At 72.5% G+C, this 12,542-nt stretch carries 10 protein-coding genes and 2 pseudogenes; 9 read left to right on the top strand and 3 right to left on the bottom strand.

Annotation, left to right across the window (positions count from 1 at the left end; all coding sequences use genetic code 11):
• Window positions 1-56: 56 nt before the first annotated feature.
• On the top strand, window positions 57-488 hold the full coding sequence (locus GPA10_RS28530; protein WP_157168012.1) for a PPOX class F420-dependent oxidoreductase: 432 nt from the start codon (window positions 57-59) through the stop codon (window positions 486-488).
• Between the two features lie 22 nt (window positions 489-510).
• Here GPA10_RS28530 and GPA10_RS28535 read toward each other — a convergent pair whose 3' ends face one another.
• Both GPA10_RS28535 and GPA10_RS28540 read right to left on the bottom strand, forming a co-directional pair.
• Window positions 511-1,731, bottom strand: coding sequence for an alpha/beta hydrolase (locus GPA10_RS28535; protein WP_157168013.1), 1,221 nt, complete (start codon window positions 1,729-1,731; stop codon window positions 511-513).
• Window positions 1,732-1,855: 124 nt separating this feature from the next.
• Window positions 1,856-2,830, bottom strand: a complete 975-nt coding sequence (locus tag GPA10_RS28540; RefSeq protein ID WP_343041418.1) for an ABC-2 transporter permease — start codon at window positions 2,828-2,830, stop codon at window positions 1,856-1,858.
• 424 nt (window positions 2,831-3,254) lie between these two features.
• Here GPA10_RS28540 and GPA10_RS28545 point away from each other — a divergent pair, with 424 nt between their 5' ends.
• From GPA10_RS28545 to GPA10_RS28570, 7 genes and pseudogenes are all read left to right on the top strand, one after another.
• Window positions 3,255-3,581, top strand: a complete 327-nt coding sequence (locus tag GPA10_RS28545) for a CU044_2847 family protein (protein WP_107450086.1) — start codon at window positions 3,255-3,257, stop codon at window positions 3,579-3,581.
• A 4-nt stretch (window positions 3,582-3,585) separates the two neighbouring features.
• A pseudogene (locus tag GPA10_RS43810) lies at window positions 3,586-5,364 on the top strand (nSTAND1 domain-containing NTPase); the annotation flags it as partial.
• A 126-nt stretch (window positions 5,365-5,490) separates the two neighbouring features.
• Window positions 5,491-7,023 (top strand): annotated as a pseudogene (locus GPA10_RS42835) (ATP-binding response regulator); the annotation flags it as partial.
• A gap of 59 nt (window positions 7,024-7,082) precedes the next feature.
• Window positions 7,083-7,808 carry a response regulator gene (locus GPA10_RS28555; RefSeq protein WP_484600351.1) on the top strand — a complete coding sequence of 242 codons (726 nt, stop codon included), beginning with the start codon at window positions 7,083-7,085 and terminating at the stop codon, window positions 7,806-7,808.
• Window positions 7,805-8,905 (top strand): sensor histidine kinase, encoded by a 1,101-nt coding sequence (locus GPA10_RS28560; RefSeq protein ID WP_157168015.1) that lies wholly within the window; start codon window positions 7,805-7,807, stop codon window positions 8,903-8,905. Before GPA10_RS28555 ends, GPA10_RS28560 begins: the two co-directional genes overlap by 4 nt.
• Before the next feature lie 207 nt (window positions 8,906-9,112).
• Window positions 9,113-9,649 (top strand): hypothetical protein, encoded by a 537-nt coding sequence (locus GPA10_RS28565; RefSeq protein WP_058845555.1) that lies wholly within the window; start codon window positions 9,113-9,115, stop codon window positions 9,647-9,649.
• Window positions 9,650-9,684: 35 nt separating this feature from the next.
• On the top strand, window positions 9,685-10,038 hold the full coding sequence (locus GPA10_RS28570; protein ID WP_058845554.1) for a hypothetical protein: 354 nt from the start codon (window positions 9,685-9,687) through the stop codon (window positions 10,036-10,038).
• A gap of 69 nt (window positions 10,039-10,107) precedes the next feature.
• Here GPA10_RS28570 and GPA10_RS28575 read toward each other — a convergent pair whose 3' ends face one another.
• Window positions 10,108-11,424: a flavin-containing monooxygenase gene (locus GPA10_RS28575; RefSeq protein ID WP_157168016.1), complete on the bottom strand. Its 1,317-nt coding sequence runs from the start codon at window positions 11,422-11,424 to the stop codon at window positions 10,108-10,110.
• A gap of 128 nt (window positions 11,425-11,552) precedes the next feature.
• Here GPA10_RS28575 and GPA10_RS28580 point away from each other — a divergent pair, with 128 nt between their 5' ends.
• The gene (locus GPA10_RS28580; RefSeq protein WP_198351731.1) at window positions 11,553-12,419 is read left to right on the top strand and encodes a MerR family transcriptional regulator; all 867 of its coding nucleotides are present in this window, start codon (window positions 11,553-11,555) and stop codon (window positions 12,417-12,419) included.
• Window positions 12,420-12,542 lie beyond the last annotated feature (123 nt).

The following is a 12,542-nucleotide window of genomic DNA, read 5'->3' on the forward strand; positions in this document are numbered from 1 at the left end:
CTCCCGAGGGTGACACGTACGGAATAGGGGGCGTCCATCGAGCATTGGCTTCAGACATGACTGACACACCCTTCGACCCACGCGCCCTGCTCGCCGAGAGCCGGCTCGGTGTGCTCGCGACGATCAAGGCGGACGGGCGCCCCCAGCTCTCCCCCGTCACCCCCTTCTACGACCGGGGAGCCGATGTCATCCAGGTGTCGATGACCGAAGGGCGGGCCAAGACGGTGAATCTCCGTCGTGACCCGCGGGCCACCCTCGAAGTCACCAGGTCCGACGGCTGGGCCTGGGCCACGGCCGAGGGCACGGCGACACTCACCGGCCCCGGCAGCGACCCGCACGGCCCCGAGGTCGAGGCCCTGGTGCGCTATTACCGTGCCGCCGCCGGGGAGCACCCCGACTGGGACGAGTACCGCGCGGTGATGGTCTCCGACCGCAGGGTCCTCATGACGATGGCGGTCACCCACGTGTACGGCGGCAAGGTCCGCTGACTCACCACGGTGGTGCGGGGGTTCAGTTCCCGGACCGCCACCCGATCGTGATCTCGGGGTAAGCGGCGTCCGCGGTGTCGAGCGACGGTGACGCCGTGGTGCGGCCACGCAGCCGGCTGTCGAAGAAGGCGCGCACGTAGTCACCGGTGACCGCGTGCGCGCGCCGTCCCTCGGCCGTGCCGAAGAACCTGGCGAAGCGCTCCGCGGTCCACACTTCGTCGAGCTTCAGCTCGACGCCGAGGGTGGCCAGGTCGTTGAAGCTGTAGTGCCGCGCGCCTGCCAGGACCATGCGGCGTCCCCACGCCGTGTGGTGGGCCATGAAGTCGGTCCACGTCGGCAGTTCCATGGGCTCGGTGAACAGCAGGAAGGGCTGCCCGAGGCCGCTCTGGACGGCGTCCGTCTGCAGGGCGCCGTCCAGGCACGCGCCCGCGGTGAACCGGGAGTCGGTGCGCAGCGCTTCGGCGGCGGCGGAACCGCCGAGGGAGTGACCGAACACTCCGGCGCCGCCGCGCCGTACCGACCGCACGACGTCGGCGGGCAGCCGCGCCGCCCGCTTGCCCGTGAGGACGTCGAGCACGAAGCTCAGGTCCGCGGCGCGCACGTCGGAGTACTTGCGCAGCACCGCCTGGTCACCGGTGGCCGGGTTCTGCGGGATGACGCGTCCGTCGGGGAGCTCGGCCGGGCCGTCGTAGGTGTGGTTCACCGCGATGACGACGTAGCCGTGGCTCGCGAGGTCCTGGGCGAAGGTCGTACCGGTGGCGGCGGGGTCCTGCCGGCCGGGGCCGAAGAACACGACGGGCGCGTCCCGCAGCCGCGGGTGCACGGGGGCGTTCCACCAGGCGCCGGTGCGCACCCGTGCCAGTGAGCCCGGGGGCAGTTCGAAGCGCTGCTCGACGACCGGTTCGAGGCCGGGCGTGAGGTAGCGGGCGCGCTCACCGCGGGGCGCCGCGGTGGCGTACCAGACCTGGACCATCAGTTCGCGCGGTGTCGTGGTGGGCGCGAACGGGTCGTCGCGGCGGTCGTCGACGAGGTGACAGGTCCGGGTGCCGACCGCGTACGGTCCTGTGGGCGCGGGCAGTGCCACGGGGTCTTCGGCGGGTGTGGCGGGGGCACCCGCGGGGGAAGCAGCGGCCCGGGTGGCTCCGAGCCCCGCGGTGGCACCGGCGGCCACAGCGGTCGCCCCCCACACCGACGCGCGAAGTATGGACCGGCGCGGAAGCTTTCCCGACGGCTCGTCAGTCATGTGCTGTCTTCTCCTCGATGGCTCGGATGTGCGTGCGGTGCCTGCCGCATGACCCTATGCCGGTCGGGCAGACCGCCGCGCCGGGGGCCGCCGCGCCGTGCTCCCGGGCCGCTGTGCCGGTCCGTCAGGTCGCCGCGTGGGCCGGGCCGCTCCGACGGATCTCCCGTCCGCCCGGGTGGCGGTGGCGCCACATCCAGAACACCGTGCTTGCGACGAGGGCCCAGCCCGCGAGCACGAGGTACGGGAAGAGGTGCTGGTGGCCGTTGAAGTACACGGCCGTGTGCTGGGCGTTGACCGAGGCTCCCGGGGGCAGCCAGCGGCCGATGTGTCCGAGCGCGGAGGGCAGCAGCGGCCAGGACACGGCGCCGCCCGACGACGGGTTGCCGAGGAGCACCATCAGGCCCCAGGTCGGGATCATCGACCACCTCCCGACCAGGGTGTTGAACATGGTGAAGACCATGCCGGAGGTGAACATGGTCAGCGCGAGGACGAGCCAGGACTGGACGAACGGCAGATCCAGGGCGCCGAGCCACCAGTCGACCACGGCGGCGATGGCGAAGGCGCCGAGCAGCGCGTAGGCAAGGGTGAATCCGATGCGCTCGGCGGGATTGAGTCCGCGGGCGTGCACGCTGAGCTGGATGGCGCCGACGAAGCCGATGATGACCGCGGCCAGGGAGATGTAGAAGATGGCCAGGCCGCGCGGGTCTCCCGGTTGCAGGGGGTTGAGGTCGGTGACGGTCACCGGGACCTTCATGGTCTGCCCCACCTTCGCCGCGGTCTTGGCGAGCAGTTCGGCCACCGATGCCCCGGAGGCGGCGGAGACGTCGAAGTGGACGCGCCCGCCCTGGCGGGCGTCGAGGATCGCGAAGACCTTCTGCTGCTCCACCGCCTCGCGGGCGGCGTCCACCGTGTCGTAGCGGTGGACCTCCACCGAGGCGTCGAGTGCCTTCTCCATGCCGCTCAGGAAGGCCTCGCCCCGGGTGCCCTGCTCCGCTCCGACGACCGCTGTCGGCACCTGGCGCGGGGTGGGGTTGGCCATCGCGTACGTGTAGGAGCCCGCGAAGAGCCCGGCGGCCGCGGCCAGGATGAACAGCAGCACGGTGGCAGGCAGGAACGGGGAGTCCTTGAAGGCCTCCCACCGCTGCGGCCAGCCGGGCTTCCGGGCGTGTTCTCCGTGCGGAGGCCGCTCGCCGTGCGAGGGCCGTTCTTCGTACGGAGGCTGCTTCCCGTGCGGAGGCTGCTGTCCTTGCGAGGGCTGTTCTTCGTACGGAGGCTGCTCTCCTCGCGGAGGCTGCGGGTGGGCCCCGTCCGACGAGCGGGAACTTTCGGGAATGTCAGACATGACGCAACGCTAGATCATCCGGCTGCGGGAACCGGCGGGGCAGGCGCCCGTGACCAGGTGATTCTTGCGTCGGGGCGGTGGATCCCCGCATGTGGCTGCGGGGCGCGGGCACGGTCCCCGAGGATGGACGGCGTCGGTAAGTCGTCGTTCGGGCGTGCGGCCCTGGGTGGGGGGATGAGTCGTGCCACAGCAGTTGACCATGAGGCTCGGTGACGGCACGGAGGAGGCCGCCGTGTTCGAGGTCGACGTCGATGTCGACCCTAGCGCCGGTGACCTCGATCTGGCGGCCGGGGGCGGAGTGGCAGCGCGGGCACGGGTGTCGCTCGACGAGGCACTCGACCAGGTGCGACCGACGCTGTCCAGGGTGGCCGAGACCCTGCGCGAGCTGGGGCCCGACACCGCGGAGCTGGAGTTCGGCCTGAAGATGGGCGGCGAGACGGGTGTGATCATCGCCAAGGGGACGGCCGAAGTGAACTTCTCCGTCCGACTGACGTGGAACCGCCCCTGACCCGATGGGAGCGCAGCGCGAGGGTTTCGTCGTCAAGGTCCGCGACACGGCGACGGGGGCGCCGGTCGGCGTCGGCTTCGTCGTCGGCGACAAGGAGATCGTGACCTGCGCCCATGTGGTCAATGTGGCCCTCGGGCGGCAGAAGGGCTGTGCGGAGCAGCCGCCGGGCGACGCCCGGGTGCAGGTCGAGTTCGTGCTGCTCGGCGACGCGGAGGGGGCACCGCTGCGGCACTGCCGCATCGGTTCGTGGGACCCGCCGCCGGCGGACGGCGCACCGGGCAGGGACGTGGCGGGACTCGTACTCGTCGGTGGTGACACGCTGCCCGTCAGCGCGGGGGCGGCCCGGCTCATCGACGCCCGTACGGGCCTGGCCGGCGACACACGGGTGAAGGCGTTCGGCTATCCCGGCAATCCGCCGCGGAAGGCGAGCGGCGCCTGGAGCACCTGTGTGCTGCGGGGCGCGGTCGGCGGCGGGCTCGTGCAGTTGGACGCGGAGAGCGAGTCCGCGCTGCGGGCCCAGCCCGGGTACAGCGGATCGCCGGTCATCATCACGGACCGGTGGGGTGACGCCGTCGTCGGGATGCTCGCCCTCGCGAGCCGGGAGGGCGCCGCCCACGACGCGTACGCCGTGCCGCTGTCGGAGGTCTCCGCCGCCTGGCCCGAGGCCCTGGGGCGGGGTGTGCTGCCGCCGTGCCCCTACCGGGGACTGCAGGCGTTCAGCGCCGAGGACGCCCTGGCGGGTGTGTTCGTCGGGCGGGAGCGCGAGGTGGAACGGCTGCGGACGATGGTGCGGACGCAGCCGCTCGTGATGGTGACGGGGCCCTCGGGAGTGGGCAAGTCCTCGCTCGTGGCCGCGGGCCTGCAACCCGAACTCGCGACGGAGGGGTGGGCGGTCGCCTCGTTCCGGCCGGGGATGTCGCCCTTCGACGCCGTGGCCCGCGCCCTGCTCGAACTGGAGCACCCGCGGCGGACGCCCAGCCTTGAGGAGCTGGAGCACCGGGCGCGCGCCCTGCGGGAGGAGGGGTTCTGGACGGTCGCCTCGCGGCTGCGGCTGCTCACGGGACGCCGGATCGCACTGATCGCCGACCAGTTCGAGGAGGTCCTGAGCGGCAGCGCCGACCGGGCGCAGCAGCTGGAGTTCCTGGAGCGGCTGCTCCCGCCCGCGGACGCCGCACAGGACCCCGGGGTCCGGCTGGTGGCGACCCTGCGGGCCGACTTCCTGCCCGACCTGCTCGAACTGCCGGACATCGGGCCCCGTCTCCAGGACCGGCAGCTGAACGTGTCCCCGCTGGACGAGGCGGCCCTCATCCGGGTGATCGTCGAACCGGCGTCGGTCGCCGGGGTCACCTTCACGCCCGGCCTGGCCGAGGCCATCGCCGCCGAGGCGAGCAGGGCCGCGGGCAGCCTGCCCCTCCTGGAGTTCACCCTGACGGAGCTGTGGGCGCTCCAGCACGACCGGCGCCTCAGCTTCGACAGCTATCAGAGCCTCGGCGGTGTCTCGGGGGCGCTGAACCAGCACGCGGAGAAGGCCTACCGCCTGCTGGCGCAGCACCTGGACGAGCCGCGGATCCGCCGGGTCCTGCTGTCCATGGTCCGCGCCCGCGGCGGCGCCACGAGCGCCGTCCGCGTCACCGTGCACCGCGCGCACCTCGGCAAGGACTGGTACATCGCGCAGCTCCTCGCCGATCCCGAGCAGCGCCTCGTGGTCCTCGGCAGCGGCGGGCCCGACACCGCGGAGATCGCCCACGAGGCGCTGATCCGGGAGTGGGCGCGGCTCGCCGCCTGGGTGGAGGAGGACGCCGACTTCCAGCAGTGGCTCGCCGTGGTCGAGGAGCGGGCGACGGAGGCGGACCTGCTGTCCGCGACGCGTCTCGCGGAGGCCGACCGCTGGCTGGGCGAGCGCGCGGCCGACATCCCCGGAGCCGTCGCCGACCTCATCGAGTTCAGCCGCGACGAGATCACCGCGCAGCAGCGCACGGAGCAGATGCTCAGCGCGTCCCAGGAGCTGACCGCGCAGCTCCAGCAGCGTTCGGCCGAGCTGGAGGCCTCGCAGCGGGCGTTGCAGGCGTCCAACACCGAGCTGGAGCACAAGGCGGAGCTGCTCGCGCGGCAGAACCGCGACATCGAGATCAAGAACAGCGAGATCGAGGAGGCCCGGCAGGTCCTGGAGGAGCGCGCCGAGCAGCTCGCGATGTCGATGCGCTACAAGTCCGAGTTCCTCGGGAACATGTCGTACGAGCTGCGTTCGCCCCTCAACTCGCTGCTGATCCTCGCCAAGCTCCTCGCCGACAACGGCGAGGGCAACCTCACGCCCCGGCAGGTGGAGTTCGCCGAGACGATCCACGGAGCGGGCTCGGACCTGCTCCAGCTCATCAGCGACATCCTCGATCTGTCGCGGGTCGAGGCGGGCAAGATGGACGTCAGCGCGACCCGGATCGCCCTCGTCCAGCTCGTGGACTACGTGGAGGCCACGTTCCGGCCGCTGACCGAGGAGAAGGGGCTCGACTTCTCCGTGCGCCTGTCGCCGGAGCTGCCCGCCACGCTGTACACCGACGAGAGCCGTGTGCTGCAGGTGCTGCGCAACCTCCTGTCCAACGCGGTGAAGTTCACCGACGCGGGGATGGTGCGGCTCTCCGTGGAGCCCGGCGGCGCCGAGGTGCCCGACGCGATCCGGGAGCAGCTCTGGGAGGCGGGTTCGCTGCACTCACCGCAGGACGGTCTGATCGCGTTCTCGGTGTCGGACAGCGGCATCGGCATCCCTGCCGGGAAGATGCGGGTGATCTTCGAGGCGTTCCAGCAGCTGGACGGCACGACCAGCCGCAAGTACGGCGGTACGGGGCTCGGGCTCGCGATCAGCCGGGAGGTCGCGCGGGTGCTCGGGGGCGAGATCCACGCGGTGAGCGAGCCGACACGCGGCTCCACGTTCACGCTGTACCTGCCGGTGCACTCGCTCGAGCTGCCGTCGCACGCGTCGGCGCCACCGTTCGACGGGGCGCCGGACCTCGCTCCCGTGCTCGCCGCGGGGACCACGGCGGAGCGGCCCGCGCCGGCCCGCTTCGCCGGGGAGAAGGTGCTGATCGTCGACGACGACGTGCGCACCGTCTTCGCCCTGACGATGAGCCTGGAGCGGCACGGCCTCGGGGTGCTGTACGCGGAGAACGGCCAGGACTGCGTCGAGCTCCTCGGCAGGCACAGGAACGTCGCGATCGTCCTCATGGAGATCATGATTCCGGAGATGGACGGCTACGCGACCATGTCGGCGATCCGCAGGCTGCCGCAGTACGCGCACCTGCCGATCATCGCCCTCACCGCGAAGGCGCTGAAGGGCGACCGGGAGAAGGCGATGTCCGCCGGAGCCTCGGAGTACGTCACGAAACCGGTCGATCCGGACCACCTGCTGGCGCGCGTCATGCACTGGACCGGGATGCCGAAGGACGCCTGACGCGGTCACCACCCTAAAATCCGCGTAAAAACATACCGTTATGCTGGGGTTTCTTGTACGTGAGCAAGGGGGCCGAGCAGGTGCAGCGATCAGCCGTGCGGGTGATGGTGGTGGACGACGAGAACCTGGTCCGGGAGGGACTGCGGCGCATTCTGGGGACCTTCGAGGGGGTCGATCCCGTCGCGGGCTGTTCGGGGGCGGCGGCCGCGGACCAGGCGCTGCTGCACCGCCCCGACGTGGTCCTGCTCGACCTGCGGATGCCGGACCGGGACGGCCTGACGGTCCTCGCCGATCTGCGGGGGCTGCCCGCGCCGCCCGCCGTCGCCCTCCTCACCACCTTCGACGCCGAGGAACACCTGTCCGCGGCCCTGCGCGGCGGCGCCGCGGGCTTCCTGCTCAAGGACACACCGCCGGCGCAGCTCGAATACGCGATCAAGGAGTTGGCCCGGGGCAACAGCGTGCTCGCTCCGCGTCTCGCGCGCACGGTCGTGCGTCACTACGCGGGCGCCGGTGCCCGGGGCCCGGGAGCGGTCCCGCCCCTGCCGGACTCCCCCGCCCCCGAGCTGACCGCCCGCGAGCGGGACGTGCTGGCCCTGCTCGCCGACGGCCACTCCAACGCGGCGATCGGCCGGCGCCTGTTCATCGGCACCACCACCGTCAAGGACCACGTGAGTGCCCTCCTGGTGAAGCTCGGCGTCAGCAACCGTGTGCAGGCCGCCGTGCACGCCCACCGCCTCGGCCTGGTCCCCGCGGACCCGCTCGCCGGGGACAGCGCGGGCCGATGAGGTTCGACCGCCGCACCGCCGAACGCGGGGTGGCGCTGCTCGCCTGCGCCGAGCTGCTGACCGTCGCCAGGTCCTTCGACCCCCTCGGTCTCGCCGTCTGCTCGGTCGCGCTGCTCGCCCTCCCCCTGCGCCGCCGCTTCCCGCTGGCCACGGTCGCGGCGACGCTGCCCGCCACCGTCACCGAATTCCTGTGGCTGCCCGCCATGCTCGCCATGTTCGTGGTGGCCTGCCGTGCGTCGCACCGGGCTATCGCGGGCTGCGGGGCGCTGCTGTTCGCCGCCGCCCTCGTCCCCTGGCCCCCGGCCGCGCTCCTCGACCACTCCCGGCCCGAGGTCCTCACCATGATCGAGGGCGCGGGGCTCCTGAGTCTCGGCCCGATCGTGCTCGGCCGGCTCCTCGCCACCCGCGACGAACTCGGGGACCGGCTCGCGGACCTGGCCGCCTCCCAGGAGCGGGAGCGGCGGTCCGAGGCCCAGCGGGCGGTGGCCCGTGAGCGTGCCCGCCTGGCCCGCGACATGCACGACACCGTCTCGCACCACGTCGGCATCATCGCCGTGCAGTCCGGGGTGCTCAGCGCCACCGAGCCCGACGGCGGGCGGCGGGCGGACATCGAGGTGGTGCGCGAGCACAGTGTGCGGGCCCTGGAGGAGCTGCGTGACATGGTCGGCGTCCTGCGCGGCGCGGACGCCGCGGCGGCGGCCGCCGTCGGCCGGACCCGCCTCGCCGACCTGCACGGGCTGACCGCCGAGAGCCTGCTCGACGTCAGCGTGCACATCGCCGTGGCACCGGGACCCGACTGGGACCCCGCCCTGGAGGCGTGCGCGTTCCGCGTCGTCCAGGAGTCCCTCAACAACGTGCGCAAGCACGCCCCGGGGGCGCCGGTGCGGGTCTCCGTCCTGGCGCCGGAGGGGCAGCGCTCCCTCGTCGTCGAGGTCAGCAACGGGCCGCCGCGCGCCGACCGGCCCGCGCCCGGCCTGCCGGCCGGGGGGCACGGCCTGGCCGGACTGCACGAGCGCGTGGCCCTGGTGGGCGGCAGCGTCGCCACGCGGCCGACGCCGGAGGGCGGCTTCGCGGTGCGCGCTGTGCTGCCGCGGTGAGCCCCGGACCGCGTCGGGGGTGCCCGGGACCCTCCACCCGGAGGGGGCCGGATGACGGTTACGGCGAGAGGGGTGGCGCGGCCAGCATGGTTCCCGGCCGCGACGCCCACGACCAGGCGTCGCCCGCCGACGGCGGAGCACATCCCGCCCGCCGTGACGACCGTGACGACGCCGCCCGTACCGACGGTGCGGCAGGGGGAGACCCAAGTGAAGACGACACAGCAGCGCCACCCCGCTTTCCGCCGTGCCTCCCTGGTGGGCGTGGCCGCGCTCACCGCCAGTGCCCTGTTCGCGGGCGCCGCCCCGGCCCTGGCCGCCCACGCCGCCGAGTCCCGCGCCGCGAAGTCGGTGGCGTCGGCCGCCGAGGAGATGCCGGAGCTGACCGCGGAGCAGCGGCGCTTCATCGAGGACGGCATGGGCCCCGAGGCGATGGCGGAGCTGACCCGCGCCATGAACGAGGCCGGTGCCGACGGCGAGATCCGCCCGCGGGCCTTCCCGATCGCCGCCGTGGCCATCGGCGCCGCGGCCTGGTGCGCCAAGGGCGCCGTCGCCAGCATCCCCACCTCGGTGCTCAGCGACGTCGCCGACGGCAAGTTCTCCGGCAAGGGCACCTACGTCAAGAACGCCATCATCGGCTGCCTGGGCGGCGAGATCGGCGGCGTGGTCTGGAAGTTCCTGCCGAACTGGGTCAAGAACAAGGCCGTCGCCATGGTGGCGGCCTTCATCATCAAGTACATCCGCTAGCGCACGACAACAGGTATCCGGGGTCCCGCACACACATGGCTTACGTCTTCATCGGCTGCTGCTTCGTCCTCCTCGCGGTGGTCACCCTGCTGGCCGCCCGCGTCGGCCACCGCGGCAAGGTCTGCGACCGGAGCATCGGCTACGACGTGCCGGACGAGGTCAAGCGGGACCCCGCGCTGCGGGCGAGGGCCAATGACCTCGTCGCGCACTGGTGCACCGGGGCGGCGATCCTCAGCCTCGCGCCGCTGGTGCCGATCGGCAGCGTCCTGATCGCCGACGGCGACCGGTCCATCGGCACCGCCGGGCTGCTCGTCGTGGCGGCGTACGGACTGCTCGTGGTGGCCGTGGCCGGCTACCCGTTCGAGAAGATCAAGCACCTGGCGCGCTGAGCCGTCCGGCCGACCGGATTCGTCCGGTCGGCCGGACAGCGTCGGTTCCCCGGTACCTACGGGCGGTGCCTACGGGGTGATGACCGACGCCGGCGTACCGGATCGCATGACGTGGTCGACGTGGATCTGGCGGGCGATGAACCGCCCGTTCTCGACACTGGCCGCGATGGCGGAGGGGGCGAGCGACTCACCGTCCGGGAGCCCCGCGTAGTACAGGCCGGGAAGCACGCCGAGGATGCCTAGCTCCTGCAGGGGTGCGCCGGTGTTGTCCAGGACCCGGTCCGGCAGGATGCGGTAGTCCGGGCCGAACCCGGTGCACCAGACGACCGTCGTGATGCCGTGGCGCGCCAGGTCCAGGCGGTCCCCGAACGCCGTCACGCGGTCCATGGGGACGTCAGGGACGGGCCGCTCCTCCGGCGCCACGAAGCCCCGCCGCCGGATGCCGTCGTCGATCTTGTCGATGACGTGGCGGAACGACCGGGAGGCCGCCTTCGCGACGCTCACGACATTGTCCTCCAGTACGAGGACGTGCTGTCGTGCCGCGCGCACGGAACCGACGAGGACCACGCCCTTCCCGGCGAGCGTGCCGAGGTTCAGGTCGTCGCTCTTGTCCTGCACGGCGGTCACCGGCAGCCCTGGCAGGGTCGTCGCGCCGGAGCCGCCCCCGGGGTTGCCCGTCACGAAGTCCTCGTACAGCGACAACGCGAACATCCATTCGTGCAGGCTCCGGCCGCGATAGCGACGCGGCCAGGCGCGGTGCCTGCCGACCGACAGATACACCTGCCGCCCGGCGTCGACGAGTTCGTCGGCGATCTGCTGACCGCTGATGCCCGCGCCCACCACCAGGACAGCCCCGTCCGGCAGGGAGCCGGGATTGCGGTAGTCGCGTGAATGCCTCTGATGGACGGTCGGGGCGATGTCCGCGGCCAGGGCCGGTGTCCGCGGCGCCGCGTAACCGCCCACCGCAGCCACGAGGTTGCGGGACCCGATGACCTCCCCCGTGGACAGATGCGTCCTGAACCGCACATCGTCGCGGTCATCCGCGTCCTCGGGGCACTCGACCTCACGGACGACGGTGTGCTCTCGCACCGGCAGGGCCCTGTCCTTGGCATAGCGGCGCAGACGGTGCGCGAGCTCCAGGCCCGACATGCAGCCGTCGGGGTCGTCGCCGTCGTAGTCCCAGCCCGGGAAGCGGACCGACCGGTTGCCGCTCCCCACCAGGAGGCTGTCCCACCGCTCGTTCGCCCAGGACTGCCCGATCTCCCCCCGCTCCAGGACGACGCACCGCCGGCCTAGTTCTTGCAGGGCCGCGGCCACGCCGCACCCCTGCTGTCCTGCTCCGATCACGACCGTCTCGGTGTACTCGACGGCTGCGGCTGCTGCCATGACCCACCCTCTCTGCCGGGCGGCACCGGGCCGTGTTTCAGCACGAACAACAGCCATCGGAGCCAGTTAGTAAGGTTTGCCTTACTGAGACCTTGCACGGTGAAGTCGTCTTGATGTCAACTGACGTCGTGACGCGACGTTCGGTACTCATCGGCGACGCCGCGGCCCTGTTCGGCCTCGCGCCGTCCACGGTCCGGTGGTGGGAGAGTCGGGGTGTGCTCGTGCCGCCCGCCCGCGACGGCGGGAAGCGGCTGTACGGCGACGCGGACCTGCGCCGCATCGGCGCCGCCTACCTGTGTTGTGTAGTGGGCAGGATGCCGCTCGACCGGGCGGCCGCCGTCACCTCGGGGACGGCCGAGCACAGTGCCTGGCAACGCGTCGTCTGCGACCATCTGACGCTCCTCGAACGGCAGATCGGGCAGTTGGAGGCGGCCCGCGAGTATCTGCGCCATCTGCTGCTGTGCGAGGACGACGACATCGCCGAGTGCCGGCTCCTGGAGGGCGAGTTGTCCGCGCACACTCCCCGCGGACGCGTGCACGACCCCGATCTCGTCACCGCCGCCCGCGCGGCCCGGGGCGACGGACGACGGCGGGAGGGGCGCGCGCCGGACCACGACGAGATCCGGGGCGGGCGTTCCGCGCGTGACGAGGACCCACGCGGGAGCCACGCGCGTGACGAAAACCTGGGCGAGGGTTCCGTGCGTGACGAAAACCCGCACGGGAGCCTCGTGCGTGACGAAAACCTGGGCGAGGGTTCCGTGCGTGACGAAAACCCGCACGGGAGCCTCGTGCGTGACGAAAACCTCGACGAGCGTCCCGCGCGTGACGAAAACCCGCGCGGGGGTCCCCATCCCTCGCGTGACGGAACCCAGGCGCCCTGTCCCGATTGCCGCGGCCCGGTGCCGCAGGCCCCGCGCGGACGCCCCCGCACCTACTGCTCACGCGCCTGCCGGCAGCGCGCGTACCGCCGCCGCCACCGCGCCGGCCGGGCCTGACCGCGCCCCGCCCCGCCCCGGTACGGCACAGCACGGCACGGACGCCGGGTTCTTGTGGGTCTCCCACCCCCGTCGCCCGACCGGCTCATCTAGAGTTTCTCCCAACAGTGGCCGCCCTTGGTG

This window comes from Streptomyces typhae (assembly GCF_009755605.1).
Taxonomy (GTDB): domain Bacteria; phylum Actinomycetota; class Actinomycetes; order Streptomycetales; family Streptomycetaceae; genus Streptomyces; species Streptomyces typhae.